At 63.2% G+C, this 18,055-nt stretch carries 19 protein-coding genes and 1 tRNA gene; 12 read left to right on the top strand and 8 right to left on the bottom strand.

The genetic code is table 11. The features are described 5' to 3' along the window. Positions 1 to 68 precede the first annotated feature (68 nt). Together HMPREF2550_RS09705 and HMPREF2550_RS09700 are read right to left on the bottom strand one after the other, a co-directional pair. A complete protein-coding gene (locus HMPREF2550_RS09705) occupies positions 69 to 962 on the bottom strand; it encodes a DUF3800 domain-containing protein (RefSeq protein ID WP_070790871.1) in 894 nt (297 codons plus the stop codon). A gap of 331 nt (positions 963 to 1,293) precedes the next feature. After that, positions 1,294 to 1,366: transfer RNA gene (locus HMPREF2550_RS09700), tRNA-Asn, on the bottom strand. A gap of 148 nt (positions 1,367 to 1,514) precedes the next feature. Here HMPREF2550_RS09700 and HMPREF2550_RS12150 point away from each other — a divergent pair. From HMPREF2550_RS12150 to HMPREF2550_RS09685, 3 genes are read left to right on the top strand one after another with little or no spacing between them, the layout of a single operon-like run. Next, positions 1,515 to 1,889, top strand: a complete 375-nt coding sequence (locus HMPREF2550_RS12150; protein ID WP_141760583.1) for a hypothetical protein — start codon at positions 1,515 to 1,517, stop codon at positions 1,887 to 1,889. Positions 1,890 to 1,945: 56 nt separating this feature from the next. Then, positions 1,946 to 2,863 carry an ornithine cyclodeaminase family protein gene (locus HMPREF2550_RS09690; RefSeq protein WP_070790857.1) on the top strand — a complete coding sequence of 306 codons (918 nt, stop codon included), beginning with the start codon at positions 1,946 to 1,948 and terminating at the stop codon, positions 2,861 to 2,863. 28 nt (positions 2,864 to 2,891) lie between these two features. After that, positions 2,892 to 3,527, top strand: a complete 636-nt coding sequence (locus HMPREF2550_RS09685; RefSeq protein WP_070790856.1) for a hypothetical protein — start codon at positions 2,892 to 2,894, stop codon at positions 3,525 to 3,527. Here HMPREF2550_RS09685 and HMPREF2550_RS09680 read toward each other — a convergent pair. Further along, entirely contained in the window at positions 3,524 to 4,342 is an 819-nt protein-coding gene (locus HMPREF2550_RS09680; RefSeq protein ID WP_070790855.1) for a phytoene/squalene synthase family protein, read from the bottom strand. The genes HMPREF2550_RS09685 and HMPREF2550_RS09680 overlap by 4 nt on opposite strands. 46 nt (positions 4,343 to 4,388) lie before the next feature. On the opposite strand from HMPREF2550_RS09680, the gene HMPREF2550_RS09675 reads away from it, so the two are divergent. Next, positions 4,389 to 4,652 carry a hypothetical protein gene (locus tag HMPREF2550_RS09675; RefSeq protein WP_141760582.1) on the top strand — a complete coding sequence of 88 codons (264 nt, stop codon included), beginning with the start codon at positions 4,389 to 4,391 and terminating at the stop codon, positions 4,650 to 4,652. Positions 4,653 to 4,817: 165 nt separating this feature from the next. Here HMPREF2550_RS09675 and HMPREF2550_RS09670 read toward each other — a convergent pair whose 3' ends face one another. Beyond that, positions 4,818 to 5,519, bottom strand: a complete 702-nt coding sequence (locus HMPREF2550_RS09670; protein ID WP_070790853.1) for a DUF3800 domain-containing protein — start codon at positions 5,517 to 5,519, stop codon at positions 4,818 to 4,820. A gap of 195 nt (positions 5,520 to 5,714) precedes the next feature. Between HMPREF2550_RS09670 and HMPREF2550_RS09665 the strand changes: the two genes are divergently transcribed. Further along, positions 5,715 to 5,960 (top strand): hypothetical protein, encoded by a 246-nt coding sequence (locus tag HMPREF2550_RS09665; protein WP_070790852.1) that lies wholly within the window; start codon positions 5,715 to 5,717, stop codon positions 5,958 to 5,960. 73 nt (positions 5,961 to 6,033) lie between these two features. Here HMPREF2550_RS09665 and HMPREF2550_RS09660 read toward each other — a convergent pair whose 3' ends face one another. Both HMPREF2550_RS09660 and HMPREF2550_RS09655 read right to left on the bottom strand, forming a co-directional pair. Further along, a complete protein-coding gene (locus HMPREF2550_RS09660; protein WP_070790851.1) occupies positions 6,034 to 6,621 on the bottom strand; it encodes a hypothetical protein in 588 nt (195 codons plus the stop codon). A 171-nt stretch (positions 6,622 to 6,792) separates the two neighbouring features. Next, positions 6,793 to 8,541, bottom strand: coding sequence for an AbgT family transporter (locus HMPREF2550_RS09655; protein WP_070790850.1), 1,749 nt, complete (start codon positions 8,539 to 8,541; stop codon positions 6,793 to 6,795). Between the two features lie 167 nt (positions 8,542 to 8,708). Between HMPREF2550_RS09655 and HMPREF2550_RS09650 the strand changes: the two genes are divergently transcribed. From HMPREF2550_RS09650 to HMPREF2550_RS09630, 5 genes are read left to right on the top strand one after another with little or no spacing between them, the layout of a single operon-like run. Then, complete coding sequence (locus tag HMPREF2550_RS09650) at positions 8,709 to 9,518, top strand: serine hydrolase domain-containing protein (RefSeq protein WP_070790849.1); 810 nt, start codon at positions 8,709 to 8,711, stop codon at positions 9,516 to 9,518. A 50-nt stretch (positions 9,519 to 9,568) separates the two neighbouring features. After that, positions 9,569 to 9,958 carry a Panacea domain-containing protein gene (locus HMPREF2550_RS09645; protein ID WP_083319888.1) on the top strand — a complete coding sequence of 130 codons (390 nt, stop codon included), beginning with the start codon at positions 9,569 to 9,571 and terminating at the stop codon, positions 9,956 to 9,958. A gap of 54 nt (positions 9,959 to 10,012) precedes the next feature. Beyond that, complete coding sequence (locus HMPREF2550_RS09640) at positions 10,013 to 11,467, top strand: uridine transporter UriT (protein ID WP_070790847.1); 1,455 nt, start codon at positions 10,013 to 10,015, stop codon at positions 11,465 to 11,467. Next, complete coding sequence (locus tag HMPREF2550_RS09635; protein ID WP_070790846.1) at positions 11,460 to 12,398, top strand: uridine-preferring nucleoside hydrolase UriH; 939 nt, start codon at positions 11,460 to 11,462, stop codon at positions 12,396 to 12,398. Before HMPREF2550_RS09640 ends, HMPREF2550_RS09635 begins: the two co-directional genes overlap by 8 nt. A 35-nt stretch (positions 12,399 to 12,433) precedes the next feature. Next, positions 12,434 to 13,351: a DMT family transporter gene (locus tag HMPREF2550_RS09630; RefSeq protein ID WP_070790845.1), complete on the top strand. Its 918-nt coding sequence runs from the start codon at positions 12,434 to 12,436 to the stop codon at positions 13,349 to 13,351. Here HMPREF2550_RS09630 and HMPREF2550_RS09625 read toward each other — a convergent pair. Next, a complete protein-coding gene (locus tag HMPREF2550_RS09625) occupies positions 13,348 to 15,144 on the bottom strand; it encodes a flavin-containing monooxygenase (protein WP_070790844.1) in 1,797 nt (598 codons plus the stop codon). The two genes, HMPREF2550_RS09630 and HMPREF2550_RS09625, sit on opposite strands and share 4 nt — an antisense overlap. A 393-nt stretch (positions 15,145 to 15,537) precedes the next feature. Between HMPREF2550_RS09625 and HMPREF2550_RS09620 the strand changes: the two genes are divergently transcribed. Together HMPREF2550_RS09620 and HMPREF2550_RS09615 are read left to right on the top strand one after the other, a co-directional pair. Next, on the top strand, positions 15,538 to 15,903 hold the full coding sequence (locus HMPREF2550_RS09620; protein WP_083319881.1) for a hypothetical protein: 366 nt from the start codon (positions 15,538 to 15,540) through the stop codon (positions 15,901 to 15,903). Beyond that, entirely contained in the window at positions 15,896 to 17,281 is a 1,386-nt protein-coding gene (locus HMPREF2550_RS09615; RefSeq protein WP_070790843.1) for an NAD-dependent succinate-semialdehyde dehydrogenase, read from the top strand. Before HMPREF2550_RS09620 ends, HMPREF2550_RS09615 begins: the two co-directional genes overlap by 8 nt. Here the strand turns inward: HMPREF2550_RS09615 and HMPREF2550_RS09610 are convergent. Further along, on the bottom strand, positions 17,278 to 18,036 hold the full coding sequence (locus HMPREF2550_RS09610) for an HAD-IIA family hydrolase (protein WP_070790869.1): 759 nt from the start codon (positions 18,034 to 18,036) through the stop codon (positions 17,278 to 17,280). The two genes, HMPREF2550_RS09615 and HMPREF2550_RS09610, sit on opposite strands and share 4 nt — an antisense overlap. Positions 18,037 to 18,055 lie beyond the last annotated feature (19 nt).

Below are 18,055 nucleotides of genomic sequence, written 5' to 3'. Positions count from 1 at the left end.
ATCAGGTGTCTACCTAACGGGGGTCAGGTCCAGTCTCGACACCGCTACTCAACGGTCGGCCGCATGATTCACTCCTTGAAGGTCGCTTTTCGGATCGCCTCGAGTTTCAGTTGATTCATCCTCGAGGTTTTGTTGCTGTCAATCACGGGCCTTTTCGGGTAGATAATTTCAGAGTGGTGGAGATCTTCTAGTGCCCTTTGGAAAAGATGCAGCTTTGAATCATGGGTAAAAGCCCCACGCGCTGCGTAAAATTGCTTTGCTCTGGGGACCCAGGGGTAGCGTGAGTCATGCACAAGTTGGTATTCGATCGCCCGCTTGTAGAGGGCACATAACCAGTCGGCGAATTGGATATTCGAAGATAGTTCACTATCGATATGCATTGGTGGCTCGACAATTCTGCGCATTTCCGGAAAGTCAGATGCTCGTCCAAAAATATGCGCGTACATTTGCGGCAGCCGTTGCTTGCGGGACTTTTCGTTAATTTGGTCCATCATGACTAGCACTGATTGGTCTAGAGAATCTGCGTGGCGGGCGATGCGGTTAAGCGTTTCTCGCATGGAGGTTTGTTCGCGTTCCAGGAACTCACGAGAAGAGCAGTTGGTTTCTTTTGGAGTACCGATTGGTTTTTCTTCCGCATAATAAAAGAGTTGCCCATCGAGACTGCGGAGCTTTGATATTAGGCTTCCCAGAAGCCTAAGGTTCTGAGGTCGATCCTCCGCAGCTCGAGCAAAAAGCAAATCTGCGCCTTTTCGCTCCCACCTGCCGGGGTCACGACCATCCGGAATATCGTTTTGGAAGAACTGCCTCTTTTTATGCGCGAAGTGAGCCCCAAATTGTCGAGCATTATCCTCGGGAAGAATGAAACCTCCGTACCCGAAAGCGGGGCTGTCGGCGAATCGAGAGTGCGAGGGGTGAACAAGAGCCCCAGGCGATCCAATTTCGTCGATATATGCCAGTAGCATTCTGCCCCCGGGTCGATAGAATAAATGGCGCGAGGACCTCGCAATGGCGAGGTCCTCGGAGTTGTTGCCCGGGGTATTCTTGCAAAAGCTCAACGCCTGGCTTACATCTAGAAGGTTATAGGGTGCGAGGGAGCGCCGCAACTTGTTTTCCGGCAAAACTGTCTGCCTGTGGGTTGGGGGTGTAATGGGTGAGGACTTAGTGAACCTCGGGGGTGCTGGTTTATGTTAAGGGTTCAGGAAGGAATGGAACTTGCGAAAGCATGCCCGACCAAACGTGAAACCCCGCGTCCGACCGGTCATTTCAGTCGGGCGCGGGGCCTTACAAGTACAGCTCCTCCAACTGGGCTCGAACCAGTGACCCTTCGATTAACAGTCGAATGCTCTGCCAACTGAGCTATGGAGGAATATTCACTTTGTTGCCGTCCTGCTGCGTTCCCGCTGCGCTCTGTGCAACGAGTACTTATTCTGTCTTATCTTCTAAAAAGAAACAAATCGGCAGGTCAGGTAGGCCAAATAGGACAAACGATACAAAAAAGTGTTACTGTGTGTGTCATGCAGAATCGTACCCTCTCCGCCGCCACCGCATTAGCCGTGGCCAGCGCCGCTTTTTCTCCAGTTAGCGCACACGCCGCAAGTCCATATTCCAACGTTGAAGCGTTCCAACGCGACGCGACTGTCGTGGTGAACGACATGAGCTCTGTCAAGAACAGCTACGAGCGCGCCGCCGGCTCCAGCTTCGACGACGCAGTTGCCGCAGGCGGCTTCACTGAAGTGGTCAAGCACGCTAGCCGTTTCGACATCATCATGACCGCCCTTTTGGGCTCCTTTGCCGTCGGCTCCACCTGGTACTACATGGTGCTTCAGGGCATGATCCCGAACCCGCTGCCCGGCGTCATTCCTTCGCCAGCCCAGCAGCACCGTAGGTAAACGCGAGATTTCTTCCTTTACCTCGGCCCTGTCCTACACCACGTAGGGTGGGGCCTATGCGTTTTATTAGCCACGACCAGGTTTTTGCCACACTTACCCCGGCTGCGGCGGTCGCCGCTTTGCGCGACACGCTTGCCGAAGGGTTTGATCCCGCAACGGACCCCCTGCGGGAGAAAGTCCAGCTCCCACACGGCGAGATGCACCTCATGCCTTCGGCTACAGACAGCGCGGTTGGAGTGAAGATCCTCGGCATCCAGCCTTCCGACTCCACCGAAGACGTTCCGCTCGTGCAAGGCTCGTACCTGCTGATGGGCGCGAAGACGCTCACGCCGCACACGCTTATTGATGCCACGTCGCTGACCGCGCTGCGCACTCCGGCCGCCTCCATCGCGCCGGTGGTTGAGCTGCTGACGGCCTCCGAGGAACCGCTCGACGTCGTTATCTTTGGCACCGGCGCACAGGGGCTCGGTCATGCGGCCACGCTGGAAAGCGTGCTCGATGGCGTCCGTGAGCTGCGCATTACTTTTGTCTCGCTTACTGAGCCGGCGGACTTCTCCTACGACTGGGTAGAGTCCGGCACGGATGCAGCCAAGGACGCGGTCAAGAATGCTGAGCTCGTCATTACCGCGACGACAGCCCCCGCCCCGATCCTGCACGCTGCAGATCTTGGCGAGCGCGCGATCGTGCTGGCGGTGGGCGCTCACACGGCCGATACTCGCGAGCTTGCCGCCGATGTCTTCGAGGGCGCGCAGGTGATCGTCGAAGACCCCACGGTGGCCTACCGGGAGGCAGGAGACGTCGTGCTTGCTACCGAGGAAGGCACCGTTGCACGCGAGGACCTGGTCACCATGGCGCAGGTCGTGCGCGGCGAGGTGGAGCTCGCACGCGATCGTCGTGTGGTGTGCAAGACCGTCGGCATGCCGTGGCAGGATCTTGCCACTGCCGAAGCGATCGCCGCCGCAGCAGACGCGTAGAGCGAAAACCGGGGGTAGGGTAGTGGGCATGAAGAAGACACTGCTGCCGCTGGGCGTCGCCGCTGCCGTCGCCTGTACCACCGTTACGCCCGCCTACGCCCAGGAGGTGCCGGATGCCCCTGTCGCTGAGCAGGAATCCAGCTCTGGTAGCTCGGCTGGGGATGAAGGCCAGGAGGGGGACGCGGGGTCGTCGCTAAGCACTGGCGCGATTGTGGGCATTAGCCTCGGCGTGCTGGCGCTCGTAGGTGCTGGCAGTTACTTTGCTGTCTCCCAGGGGCTGATTGACGTACCCGGGCTCGAGCTGCCGCAGGTGCCGGGGCTGGGCGAGCTCGGCGCGCTTGCCGGTGCTGCGGGGCTGGCGATCCCGGCGCTGAGCGCGGGCAAGCAGGAGAAGAACGCATCGTGCCAGCCGGGTGCCTTTGACGCGATCGTGCCGGGTTGGCCTGCGCCGACGGGAACGACGGTGCAGTACTGCGACGGCAAGTGGGCTGTCGCCGGTGCGAAGCAGACCGACTGGATCGTCGCGTTTCGGGCGAATGGTGACAAGTGGGCAGTGGTGAAGCCGGATGGGGAGACGAACACCGGGTTCAAGTGCTACAACACGGCAACGCTGCGGGGGCAGGGCGCGCCGAAGCAGTTCACCGACAAGCTGCAGACCTGTTAGCGCAGGGCCCGGGCTGCAAGCGCGAGTTTGCGGTGGTTAGGCACGCGGATGCGGGTAGTGCGAAGCGTGTCTGGTGGGGTGGCCTCGATGCGGTCGGTGAGGTCTTCAAAGATCGCGGTGGCTGCCCGCACCGCCGGGCGAACCCGTGGCGGCAGGTTGGGGATCTGTTGTTTGGCCTGGGCGAGTTCGGTGCGGATTTCGGGGATGAAGGGGTGGACGGGGGCGTCGATAAGCGAGTGCTTGGTGTAGCGGCGGCCGAGGGCTGAGTCTTCGGCTTGGTCGCGCAGGAAGTTGATCTTTTGGAAGGCGGAGCCGAGTGCGCGGGCACCGTCGATCAGTTGCGGGGTGAGCGCGGCGTCGTTGCCTCGGAAGAACACGCGCAGGCAGAGCAGGCCGATGACCTCGGCGGAGCCGTAGATGTATGTGGAAAGCGGCAGGTCCGGCTGGTCGGGTAGGTCTGAGCGCATGGAGGCGAAGAAGGCGCGGACCTCGTCGTCGGGGAAGCGGCAGGCTCGGGCGGTGGTGGCGTAGGCGTGCAGGACCGGGTCGGTGTGGAAGCGGTGCGCGGGTGCGTGGAGGACGGCGTTCTCGTAGGCGTTGAGGGCGGTGGCGGGGCAGGTGTTGGCTTGGGAGGTGGTGCCGTCGACAATCTCGTCGGCGATGCGGACTACGGCGTAGAGGTTGCGGATGTCGGTGCGCATCGGCTGCGGCAGCAGCTTGGTGGACAGTGAGAAGCTGGTGGAGTAGTGCGCCATGACCTGCGCGGCTGCGCGGTTGCAGGCGGCGTCGTAAGTGTCCAAGTAGCTGCCGGTCATGATGCATAAGCGTATCGTGCGCGGCCGGGCCGGTAGCATCGGGCGCATGATAATTCCCGTTGGATGGCCCCGCCCGCGCGCGCTCGCCGGGGGACTGCTTGGGCTGGGCGTGGTGATGCTGCTCAGCGCCGGGCAGCTGCCGGACTGGCGGGCGCTGACGTTTCTCGGGCTGGCACTCGGCGTGCCGAGTCTGGTGTGGCTGGTGGCGGACATCTGGCTTACGCGGCCGCGTGGGGTGGCGTGGTGGCTGCTCGTGGCGGTTGCCGTGGTAGTGGGTGTGTGGGGGATTGCGCTGTTTCCGGAGCGGTGAGCGGGAATTGATATGCCTCGGGGTTTCTTCGTGTACGAGGGGCGCAATTTCAGCTGTGCAAAATCTTGACCAAAAGCGCCAAAATGGGTTAAATTAAGGCTACGACGAGCCGGATACCGGAACGTTGTCGCCTGGAGCCGCGTAGGCTCCAGAGCTTTTTCTGAGCTAAGGAAGCCACTTCCGCTCGTGGACGAGAGCGGGACCGAGTGCCTTTACTAGTCGCGCGGTCGCCCTGCGTGCCGACTTACTAGCGGTTGTCTCTTCTCGGTGGCGGCGCAGCACATAGACGGACATGTCTGCTGCCTGCACACCCCTACTTTCCCTAGAGTCAACAAACTCGATGTCGCCGTCAACGCAAAGTAGTTTTTGGCTGCGGTAGCCCGGAGTGCTGACACGGGTAAATCCTTGGATTGCCTCGTTAAAATCATCTTGCTGCGGCACCATGTCGGCAATGACCTTGCACATCTTCCCGTTGAATGCGCAATACTCATTGACGCGCTCTAGCGTGTGGCGGAGCGCCACCTCGTGAGGACTATCCGGGTACTTGTATCGCGCATTAAGCCGGTTAACATCAACGCCTTCGAGGTAGACTCGGGCACCCGAGTTCTGTATTGCGTGCAGCACCTTCTGGTAAATGGACACGCGCGCTCCAAACTTACCGGTGAGGCTTTTCCAGTCGTCTAACCCATTCATCAGGGCATGGCCATGAAACTCAGGTGAAGCAAGCCAGCTATTGCGCTCTCGCAGACCGTCGGCAAGTTCGTCGAGCCGCGTCACCAAGGCCTCACTTTGCTTTTCGTCGACGAGGACGCCCGCCACGTAATAGTGACCTTTCTGGTAGGACTCGTCAATGAAGAGTTGATACATGCGGGGTGTTCTCCTGTCGGGTGGGCACTAACGACCTTAACCTATGCGCCAATTCCAGAATGAGACGTTGATAGCGCAGCCACGTGAACAGGATGTATGCACAGGTCTGGCGCACTCGCCTGTGGATGATCCGCTTCGGGACATTCGCTGTTGGTGGCCCCCTAACAAAAGATCTACCTGGCGGAGGCGGAGCCCGTGATCGGCTTTACCGGGGCGCCCGGCCAGGAAGCGCCGCAGGTGATGGAGAAGCAGATCGCATCGTGTGGCGACCCGAGTATTCACGAAACGGGGACGACGTTCTTCACTGACGGTACGTCGGGTTGGACGCAGCAGTGTGCGTCGCAGATGTGGCCGGCGCAAGAGGCGATGATTGCGGAGCAGGAGGCTGTCGAGGTGTTCGACGAGCCGGTCGATGAGGACATAGACGCTGGTGAGTGGTAGCGGTTAGCGCAAACAAAAAGTGGGCGGGGTCTGGTTTTCCAGACCTCGCCCACTTCATTGGTGCTGTTTGATTTTAGCGGGACAGCACACCGTTGATGATCGAGAGACCCTGTCCTGTGCGCGTGGGGAGCTTGATTTTCAGGGTGTCAACCTTGCTGACCGGCACGTCGAAGTTAACTGCGGTGCCCTTCTTTACGATCTTGCTCTGGGTGAGGTTGCCATTGACATACACCTCGACCTTGCCCTCTTCAACTTCGTCGTTGATGATGTTCTCATCCCACACCGCCGTGAAGGTGGCCTTTCGGAATTCGCTGTTCAGCTTGCGCTCCACGTAGCAGTGGTTGTTGAAATTGCACTTGCCGTTTCGGGCAGAATCGGTGTAGACCTTGTCGCCAACCTTGACCTCGACGCCGTAGTCGACGTGGTTGTAGGTGATGCCGTCCCTGCTGCCCGGGATCAGCAGCTTTTCCTGTGCCTGCTTCGGGTCGGAGGGCGCGACGACGCCAGAGTCACCCTTGCCCGGGTTGATGCTGCTGCCGTTCTCAGCAAGGCCAGCGACGGTGCCGATCAGCGCGGTCAGTGCCACAATTGCGCCGACGATCTGGGGGATGAGGGCTTCAACGTTGCCGAGGAGCTTGTTGATGTCTTTGAAGTTATTCATGGAAATCTTTCAAAATGACGAGAAACTGGACTCTCCAATTAAAACGTCTGCATGACACCTGTGCAACATTTTAAAACGCAGTTCGGCGGAGCAGGCCTGCCCAAAACCCGGCCCCGCGCTCCTTGGGGGAGGAGGCGGGGCCGGGGTGAACGGGGCGTCGATAAGCGGGAACTAGCCCACCTGGTAGTCCATCGGCGAGCCCGGGCCGAGCGGGATGCCTGCGTAGTACCAGATGAGGAAGAAGATGAACCAGCCCGCCATCATCGCGATGGTGTACGGCAGCGCGAGCGACATGAGCGTGCCCACGCCGGCCTTCTTGTAGTAGCGCTGCAGGAAAGTCAGCGCGAGCGCGAAGTACGGCGACATCGGGGTGATGATGTTCGACGGGGAGTCGCCGATGCGGTAGAGCATCTGGGTGACCTCGGGCGCAATCCCCACGTACATCATCATCGGGACCACCACCGGGGCCATGAGCGCCCACTGCGCGGAGCCGGAAGTGATGAATAGGTTGACCAGTGCCACCATGACGACAAAGCCCAAGAAGAGCAGCACGTTTGGCAGGTTCCAGCGCTGCAAAAGCTCCGCGCCATTAATCGCGGTCCAGGAACCCAGGTTGGACCAGGTGAACCATGCCAAAAACTGGGAGACGGCGAAGAAGAGCACCAGCATCGGCAGCAGCGTCTGCAGGCCGCGCGCCATGAACGCCGGGATGTCCGCGGCGGAGGTGATCGTGCCGACGATCAGGCCGTAGACCAGGCCCATGAGGAAGAATGCCAGGGCGATCGGCATGGCAATCGCGCGGATGAGCGGGGACTCCATGAAGCCCTCCTCCGGACGCGCGAACGGCGAGGCCGGGACGAAGAGCAGAACGAAGTAGGCGATGAGGAACAGCACGAGCGCCACGGTGGACCACAGCATGCCCTTCCACTCGATGGGGGAGAGTTTGAGCTGCTCCTCGGTCAGCTCGCCCTCTTGGCGCTCGTACTCCGGCTCCGGAGTCTCCTTAGGTTTGCCAGCGGCTTCCTCTACCAGCGGGTCGCCGGAGTCGGCCTCTTTGAGGGCCTTGGCGTGCTCGCGGCTTTCGATCTTGTCAAAAGCGAGTTCCTTGGTCTCGATGTGATCGTGGTTGACCAGCGCCTGCGCCTTTTTGTCCACGAAGAACTCAGTCACCGCAGTGATCACCAGCGCGAGCACGACTGCCGACGGGATGACGAAGTAGATGTTGGCCAGCGGGGAGACCTCGTAGGCCTCGTCAACAATGTTGGCCGCCGAGGTAGAAATGCCGGCCAGCAGCAGGTCGGTGATGTTGAGGATCAGCGAGGCATTAAAGCCTGCCGACGACGCAGCGAACGCCACCATCGCACCCACGATCGGCGAGCGCCCCACCGCGTGGAAGGCGAGCGCGCCCAGCGGGATGATGATCACGTAGATCGCGTCGGAAGCCACGGAGCCGGTCACACCGGCCAGTGCCACCATGAAGGTGAGCATGCGCGGGCCAACCTTGGCTACCATCGCGCGCACCAGCGCGCCGAGGAAACCGGTCTGCTCCGCCACGGCCACGCCCAGCATCACCGAGAGCACGACGCCCAGCGGCGGGAAGGCGATGAAGTTCTCCACCGCGTCGGTGACCATGCGCGAGATGTTCTCTCCGGTGAGCAGCGACTCGACCTCGATAGTCTCGCCCGTGCCGGGGTCGACCGCGCTCATGCCAACCTTGTGGCCAATCCAGGAGGTCACGGCGACAACGCCGGCGAGGATGACGAAGAGCCAGAAAGGATCCGGCAGCTTGTTGCCGACCCTTTCGATGAAGCCGAGGAAGCCTGCGCCCTCGCCGTCTTCGTGCTCGTGGCTGTCTTCGTGGCCCTTGGCCTTTTCTTTCGTGCCCGTATTACCGGGCGGGACTTTAGAGGAACCGGTCATCGATTCTCCCTCTCGTGCTCGTTGGGGCCCGCGCTTTCTGTGGAAAGTGCAGGCTGCGTGCAGTTATGAAGGCCGTTCGGCCGGTGACCCGTAGCCCTTCCGGCGCACAGGTGTAAGCCAGCTTACACAAACCAGGTGTCGTGTACACATTGGTAGGGTTGAGGCTCATGCACGTCGATTTAGCCCCGTTTCTGGATTCCTGGCCCGCGGACAACGTCAGCGCCGCGCTGATTGGCACGCACACTGGCTCGTACGGCGATGAGGAGCGCGTCTACGAGCTGGCCAGCGTGACCAAGCTGCTCTCGGCCTACGGCATCCTGCTCGCGGTGGAGGAGGGTGCCTTCGAGCTGGACACACCCTGCGGGCCCGAAGGTGCGACCGTGCGGCACTTGCTCGCGCACGCGGGTGGTGTTGGCTTTGATACGCGCGAGTTGCAAAAACCGGTGGGCGAGCGGCGCATCTATTCCTCGGCTGGCTACGAGATTCTGGCGGACTTTTTGGAGGAGGAAACCGGGATCGGCTTCGGCGACTACTTGCGTGAGGGGGTCTTTGCGCCGCTGGGGATGCGTACGGCTGAAGTGTATGGGTCGGCGGGTCATGGCGGGCGGGCGTCGATAAGCGACCTGGCGCTGTTCGCACAGGAGCTGCTGGAGCCGAAGCTTCTGGCGACGGAGACGCTGCGCGAGGCGTTTGCGAACCAATTCGGGGACCTGCGCGGTGTTGTGCCAGGCTACGGCATGCAGAAACCGTGCCCGTGGGGTCTTGGCTTTGAGATTAAGGGGGAGAAGGCGCCGCACTGGACGGGCGATGGGATGCCCGCGGATACGGTCGGGCACTTCGGTATGGCGGGTACGTATCTGTGGGTGGCCGACGGGCAGGCGATGGTGGCACTGACGGATCGCGAGTTCGGCGACTGGGCGAAGCCGCTGTGGCAGGAGACAAATACTTCCGTGTGGGAGGCGGTGTGCGCCAAGTAAATGACGTTGCGCGCTACATCCTCGAACGGCAATCGGGGAGTGTCAGCACCATGAAGTTGCAGAAGTTGGTTTATTACGCTCAAGCGTGGAGCTTGGTGTGGGATGAAAAACCGTTATTTCACGCGTGTATTGAAGCTTGGGCCAACGGGCCAATCGTGCGGGAGCTTTACGATCAGCACCGCGGGAAATTCACTGCGGAGCTTGCGATGTTCCCCGGTGACTCCAGCAACCTCACTGACGCTGAGAAAGAAACCATCGATGTGGTCCTAGAAGCGTACGGGCACCTCAGTGGCCAGCAGTTGAGCGACCTCGCGCACAGCGAGCGGCCTTGGCGGGAAGCACGAGAGGGCATCGCTGACGGCGAGCCGTCCACGAGCACGATCAATGAAGAAGTCATGCAAGACTTCTACAGTGCCGTCCAGTCCGCATCTACGGCGTAGAAAATCCATTTTCCACCCGTGTGATGCGGCCGTTTTTGCAATAAACTGTGGCGCATGACAAGTGGCATCGATAGCGCCCAGGTTCCCGCGCCCGGGCAGAAACTCCCGTCCTCACAAGTGTGGCCGCTCATGTTGGCCCTACTCACCGCTGTTTTCGCGTTCCAGCTCAACGCCTCCATGCTTGCGCCCGCGCTGGCCACGATGCAGGTGGAGCTGGACGCCACCGCGAGCCAGATCGGCATGACGCAGACGGCGTTCTTCACCGCGGCCGCGTTGTTCTCGCTGTTTATGCCGCGGTGGGGTGATCTGATCGGGCGTCGGAAGGTGCTCGTGGGCATGATGGCCGTCACCGTTGTCGGCTCGATCATCGCCGCGCTGTCGGTGAACGTGACCATGCTCTTTATCGGGCGCGTGGTGCAGGGCGTCTCAGGGCCGACGGTGGCGCTGACCTCGGTGATGCTGCGGCAGGCGGTGCGCGATGAGAAGCAGTTCGCGTTCCTGGTGGGCATTTTGACCTCCATTAACGGCGGCATCGCGGGCGTGGACGCCATCCTCGGCGGCTGGCTCACCGCCGCTTTCGGGTTCCGCTCCCTGTTCTGGGTGATCGGCGCGTTCGCACTCGCCGCGGTCTTTACCATCCGCTACGGGGTGGCGGAGACGAAGTCCAACGAGCTGCAGCCGATGGACTGGAAGGGTGTGGCCTGGCTCGTCGTGGCGATCGGCACGATCCTTACCGCCTTCAACGAGGCCGGCGCGCTCGCCGAGGCCAACTGGTTCATGGTGATCATCCTGCTGGCCATCGGCGCGGCCGCGCTCGTGGTCTTCTGGCGCGCCGAGAACTCCACCCGCCACCCGCTGGTGCAGCCCGACCTAATCAAGCAGCGCCGTACCTGGGCGCTGTTGACCACCACCACGCTCACCATGACCGGTATCTTCGCCGTGATGAACGGCCTGGTGCCCAACCTGGCCCAGGACCAGGTGCACGGCCCCGGCTTGTCGGCCGGCACCGTCTCCTTCTGGACGCTTACGCCGTACGCCATCGCCGGCCTTGTTGTCGGTCCCTTTGCAGGCTTCCTCGCCGGCCGGCTGGGCTATAACCTGGTGCTGAAGATCGGCATCGGTGGGGCGGCCCTGTCGGTGCTCATGGGTATTTTCATCGTGGATAACCCAACGCCGGTGCTTCTGCTCCTGCTGTCGATCGCCGCGGGTATCACGTACGCGGGCATTGCCAACATCATGCTTGGCTCGCTGCACGTCACGCTCGCCCCGAAGTACAACCAGGGCTACCTGCCGGGCCTGAACGCGGGCGCGTTCAACCTCGGCGCTGGCATCTCGTTTACCGTCATCTTCGCGGTGGTCACCTCGTTCGCGGACCAGGGCGGCGGCTACCGCGCCGGTATGATCGCGGGCCTGGTGCTGCTCATCGCCGCGTTCTGCACGTCTTTCCTGATCCCGCGCCCGCAGGATCTGCCCGACACCATCGCCGCTGAGGAGGCCAACCATGCGTAAAATTATTCTTGACTGTGACCCCGGCCACGACGATGCGGTGGCCATACTGCTCGCGCTCGGCGACCCGTCGATTGACCTGCTTTGCGTAACAACGGTGGGCGGCAACCACACCATCGACAAGGTCACCCGCAACGCGGCCCAGGTGCTGACCGTCGCCGGACGCACCGACGTGCCGATCTACCGCGGCGCGCACCGCCCGCTGGTGCGCGAGGTAGAGACCGCCGAGGCTGTCCACGGCGATACCGGCATGGAGATCCACGGCTTCGAGCTGCCGGAACCGGAATGCGAGATCAGCGAGACCCACGCGGTGCGCGCGATCATCGACACCATCATGGCGGAAGAACCCGGCACCGTGACGCTCGTGCCCACCGGGCCGTTGACCAACATTGCGCTGGCGGCACGCCTGGAGCCGCGCATCGTGGAGCGCGTCCGCGAGGTCGTGCTCATGGGCGGGGCGTACGCCACCGGCAACTGGACCGCGTCGGCCGAGTTCAACATCGTCGTCGATCCGGAAGCCGCCCACATCGTCTTCAACGAGTCCTGGCCGGTAGTCATGGTCGGCCTGGATCTGACCCACCAGGCCCTGGCCACGCCCGAGGTGGAGCAGCGCTTCGCAGCACTCGGCACTGACGTGGGCGACCTGGTGGTCGGGCTGTTCGACGCCTTCCGCACCAATTACAAGGACAACCAGGGCTTTGACAACCCGCCGGTCCACGACCCCTGCTGCGTGGCTTACCTCATCGACCCGTCGGTGGTAACAACCGTGCCGGTGCCTATCGACGTCGAACTCTCCGGCGCGCTCACTACCGGCCGCACGGTCGCCGACTTCCGCGCGCCCGCGCCTGCCGACTGCACCACGTTTGCGGCCACCGAGCTGGACGTGGACAAGTTCTGGGACATGGTGGTCGACGCGGCCGAGCGCCTGGGGTAGGGAATGCTGCGGGGTAAGCGTTAGCATTCCTAGCTATGTTGCACCTTCCCATCGCGCTTGCCATCGGCGCGCTGATCCCCATCCAGACCGCCGCGAACTCCCGCCTGCGTGTAAGCGTGGGCAACCAGCCGGTGGTCTCAGCGCTACTTTCATTTAGCGTCGCGCTTTTGCTGTCCATCCTGGCCACGGCCGTGCTGGTGGGCAACCCTTTGCCGCAGTTCGCGCCGGGCACGCACGCGCCCTGGTGGATCTGGCTCGGCGGGTTCATGGGCGCAGTCTTCGTGCTGGGCAACATCCTGCTTTTCCCCAAACTTGGCGCGGTGCAGACCGTGGTGCTGCCGATTTTGGGCCAGGTCATCATGGGGCTGACCATCGATTACTTCGGCCTGTTCCACTCGCCGCAGCAGCCGGTGAGCCTGCTGCGCGTCCTTGGTGCCGCGGTGGTGCTCGTCGGTATTGCGGTGGTGCTTGGGGTGCGAAGGAATGCCGCGAGTGGCGACGCCGACGGAGCCGGGCTGTGGCTCTACCGGCTGCTTGGTGTCGCAGTCGGCATGGGCTCAGCGACCCAGGCCGCGGTCAACGGTTACCTGGGTGCGATCGCGGGTTCCTCGCTGCACGCAGCCGAGATCAACCTGGCGGTCGGCGCGCTGCTCCTGCTCATTGCGGTACTGGTGACCAGCCCGCGTCAGCTCACCCGCAAATCGACGGCGGGGCCGTGGTGGATGTGGCTGGGCGGTGTCGTCGGCGCGACCTTCGTCATCGGTGGTGCCACCTTGGTACCCATCCTCGGCACGGCCACGACCGTGATCGCGTTTAACGCGGGCACGATCGCGGGCGGCCAGGTCATGGAGTCGGTCGGCGCTTTCGGTGCCCGCAAGCGCAGGATCAACGCCACCCGCGCGGCCGGGCTGGTGCTGATCTTCGCCGGCGTGCTGGCGGTGCGCCTGCTCTAAGAGGTGTGGTGGACCTCGGCCAGCTCGTAGACCGGCGTGTCCATCCCCTCGTAGCGCGCCTTGAGCTGGAGGGAGAGGTAGCGCGAGTAGTGGCGTGACTGGTGCAGGTTGCCGCCGTGGAACCACAGCTGGTCCACCTGAGTCGGCTTCCACATGTTGCGCAGCTCGCGCTCCCATGGACCCGGGTCCTTCGTGGTGTCTGAGCCCAAGCCCCACACACGGCCGACCTTATCGGCGGTCTCCTTGTCGATGAGGTGCTCGACCCAGCCGTTCATTGAGCCGTAGCCGGTGGCGAGCACGATGACGTCGGCGGGGAGCTCGGTGCCGTCGTCAAGCACGACCGAGTGCTCCTTGACCTCGGCGATAGAGGTGGGGGAGTGGACGGGGATCGAGCCGTCGGCAACCAGCTCCGAGGCGCCGACGTTGATGTAGTAGCCGGAGCCGCGGCGCAGGTACTTGAGGAAGAGCCCGGAGTCGTCGTCGCCGAAGTCCACCATGAACCCGCGGTCGGCGAGCGCCTGGTAGAACTCGGCATCCTCCTTACGGATCTGGTCGAAGGCGGGCCGCTGCGCGTCGGGCAGCACCTTGTACGGCCAGGAGGCGAAGAGCAGGTCGGCGGTGTCGGTATCGATCCCGGCTTCTACCGCGTCTTCCGAGTACAGCGGGCCGAAGACGTGCTTCATCAGCGAGTCCGACTGCGAGACGTGCGTGGACGAGCGCTGGATCATCACCGGGCGCGCCCCGTTGTGCACCAGGTCCGCGGCGATATCGTGGGCGGAGTTGTTCGCACCCAGGATCACCACGTCCTTGTCCCTGTCGCCCTCGCCGCCGGGGTGCTCGGAGGAATGCCGGATCTCGCCGGCGAAGTTCTCCTGGCCCTTGAGTTGCGGGCGGTTCGGCACGCCCGACATGCCGGTGGCGAAGACGAGCTGGGTCGGGTGCAGGGTGAGCTCCTTGCCGTCGCGGGTCAGCGAGACGTTCCAGCGCTTGTTCTCTTCGTCGAACTCGGCGTTGGTGACCTCCGCGTTGGTCCAGTAGTCCAGGTCCATGATGCCCACGTAGTGCTCAAGCCAATCGCCCATCTTGTCCTTCGGCGTAAAGACCGGCCAGTCGTCCGGGAACGGCAGGTAGGGCATGTGGTCGTACCACACCGGGTCGTGCAGGCACAGGGAGTGGTAGCGGCCGCGCCACTGGTCACCGGGGCGGTCCGCCTTATCGACGATCAACGCTGGCACCCCCTGACGCTTCAACCTCGCGCCGAGCGCGATACCACCCTGACCGCCGCCGATAATCAGTACGTAGGGCTGCTCCGTAACGCCCAAGGTGGCGCGGCGCTTCTCGCGGCGATCCGCCCAGTTCTCCGGGTCCTGCTTCGGGCCGTGCTGCGCGCCGAGCTCGCGGTTGCGCCCGCGCTTTTCGGGGAAGTCCTTCAGTTCGCGGCCGGAGATGAGCAGCGTCCACGCTTTGCCGTCGCGAAGCCTGGCGATGCCGCGGCAGGCGAAGTTGCCGGTCTCGCAGGTGAACTGGATCCTCGTTACCCCTTCGCCCTCGTCGGCGACCTCCGTGAGCTTGGTGTTGGTGATCGTGCTATCTGGGTGCGTGTCGGCAACCATGCGGGCGATCTCCTCGCGGCCCTCGGCGGTGTATAGGTTCCACGTCATGGCAGTCAGGTCGCGCCAGAACCCCTCGGGCTCAAAGAGCGCTGCGGCGGCTTCACCTGCGGCGGCGGGATCGGACTGCGCGGTCGCGGCCTCGAGGTCGTTGAGCCATTGCTGTGCGGTGGTCTCGGTCATGGAATTGCCTTTCCATCAGTTAGGGGTGTTGGGCGACACATTACACGCGGATCTGAGGTGTGCGCCACAATCAATTCCAAATGTGGCTGCCGCGAACGGCATGTCACCCTCTACCTCAACTTGAGCAAATAGGGGGATCAACCTGCGGTTGAGGGTTGCCGGGGTCAACTCGTGTGGCGCAAGATTGGTCGCGAGATACAAGAGGTCGTTGGGGAAGACGAACCTCTCGTCTTACACTCCGCCGCCGCGCCTAGTCACCGCGGCCGCAAACCCGCCTAGTCACCGGGTGTGGGGTGTCCACCGCCGCATGCGGGCCTGCGCAAGGCGCTAGTCACGCCACAGCGCACACACGGATGCGGCACCGCGAAGCACGATACGGAAGGTCCCCAACTCATGACTACGACTTTGGTCGCGCCGTACGCCTCGACGGCGACGTTCACGCGCGCCACAACCGCGCCAGCTACACACGCGCCCACTGCCGCCGCTACGTTGGTGGTGTCCGGGATGGGGCGGGGGTGTCGGCGTGGCGTCGAGAAGCTGCTCTGCGAGCTGCCCGACGCACCCACCACGGATGACGAGGACGCGATCTGGTTTACCCGCTGGCAGCGCGAAGCCGACGGCACGTACTGCTGCCGCGAAACGCTGCGCGCGCCCGCCGAGGCCCTGGCCACTTTCGCCGAGCGCTTGGACGCATACGCCAAAACGCACGGCTTTGTAGCGCGTGTCACGCCGCGGTCGTACGATGGAGCGCATGTCTGATCAATACCGTGTACAGAACCCGGCAACCAACGAGGTCGTCGAGACCTTCGACTTCATCACCGACGCCGAGCTCGCCGCCGCCCTCGACCGCGCCGACGAAGCCTTTACCCAGTGGCGCGAGGTGAGCTTCGACGATCGCGCGAAGCTTTTGCGCGAAATCGCGCAGCTTTTCGACGCCAAGCGCCCCGAACTTACCCGCATCATCGCCGAAGAAATGGGCAAGCCGCTCGACCAGGGCGAAGGAGAACTCGACGACGTCGTCGGCATCTTCAACTATTACGCCGACCACGGCGCGGAGCTGAGCGCCGACGAGCCGATCGAGCACACCGGCGGCGAGGCCGTCATCCGCAAGGTGCCCATTGGCGTCATCGTCGGTGTCATGCCGTGGAACTTCCCGTACTACCAGGTCGCGCGCTTCATCGCGCCGACCATCATGGCGGGCAACACCGTGCTGCTCAAGCACGCCGAAATCTGCCCCCGCTCCGCTGAAGCCATCCAGGCGATTGTCGACGAGGCGTGCGCGAAAACCGGCGCTCCGACCGGAGTGTTTACCAACATCCGCGCCACCCACGACCAGGTGGCCGGACTTCTCGCCGACATCCGCGTCCAGGGGGTGTCGCTTACCGGCTCCGAGCGCGCCGGTCGCGCCGTTGCCGCAACCGCCGGCCAGAACCTGAAGAAGGCGCTGCTCGAGCTCGGCGGCACCGACGCCTACATCGTGCTGGACACCGACGACGTCGAGGCCGCCGCCGATACCGCGTGGGGCAAGCGCCTGGCCAACACCGGCCAGGCGTGTACGTCGAACAAGCGCATCATCGTCATGGATGACATCTACGACGACTTCGTCGACGCCATGGTTCGCCGCGCGAAGGACTTCACCCAGGGCGATCCTTTCAACCCGCAGAAGGGCCATTTCTACCCGCTGTCCTCGCGCGGTGCGGCAGAAACCCTGCGCGACCAGGTGCGCAAGGCCGTCGAAGAAGGCGCCACGCTGCACGTCGGCGGCGAGCTGACCGGCGAAGGCGCGTACTTCACGCCCGCCGTGCTTACCGACGTCCCCGTCGGCTCCGAGTCCTACGCGGCCGAGTTCTTCGGGCCCGTCGCCGAGATCTACAAGGTCGCAAGCGACGAGGAAGCCATCGAGCTGGCGAATAACTGCAACTACGGCCTGGGTGGTGCTGTCTTCTCCCAGGACGAGGAGCGCGCCAAGAAGGTGGCCAACCGCGTGGTCACCGGCATGATTCACGTGAACATCCCGCAGGCGCGCGGGCCGGAGCTGCCCTTTGGCGGCGTGAAGAACTCCGGCTTCGGCCGCGAGCTCGGCACGCTCGGCATGGACGAGTTTGTGAACAAGCAGCGCTACTACGTCGCCGACTAGTCGCCGAAAGGCGCCTCGATGCGCTCGACCAAATCCGCGACGGAGTCCACGATCGCGGTGGGGCGGTAGGGGTAGCGGGCGATCTCCGCATCGTCGCTAATCCCGGTGCGCACGAGCACGGTGCGCATGCCCGCCTCCATGCCGGCCTTGATGTCGGTATCCATGCGGTCGCCGATCATCACCGTGTTCTCCGAGTGCACGCCTAAGGTATTCAGCGCCGAGCGCATCATCACCGGGTTGGGCTTGCCCACGTAGTAGGGGTCGCGGCCGGTGACCGCGGTGATCATGGCCGCCACCGACCCGGTCGCGGGGATCACGCCGTTGGGGCCCGGGCCCGTCAGGTCCGGGTTGGTGGCGATGAAGCGCGAGCCGCGCAGGATGAGGTTGCAGGCCGTGGTCAGCGCCTCGAAGGAGTAGGTGCGGGTCTCGCCGAGCACAACGAAGTCCGGGTCCGAATCGGTCAGGATCCAGCCCATCTCGTGCAGCGCGGTCGTCAGGCCGGCCTCGCCGATCACGTACGCGGAGGCCTCGCCGGCCTGCTGGGAGAGGAACTTCGCCGTCGCGGTGGCGGAAGTCCAGATGCGCTCCGGCTCAATATGCAGCCCCATGCGGGTGAGCTTGGCGGAAAGATCGCGCGGGGTCTGCATCGAGTTGTTCGTCAGCACCATAAACGGAATATCCTCCGCGCGCAGCCGTGAGATGAACTCGTCTGCGCCCGGGATCATGTCGCCCTCGCGGTGCAACACGCCGTCCATGTCCGTCAAGTACGCGATG

The organism is Corynebacterium sp. HMSC074A01 (assembly GCF_001831515.1).
GTDB lineage: Bacteria > Actinomycetota > Actinomycetes > Mycobacteriales > Mycobacteriaceae > Corynebacterium.
This window is presented reverse-complemented; position numbering and strand designations above follow the sequence as displayed.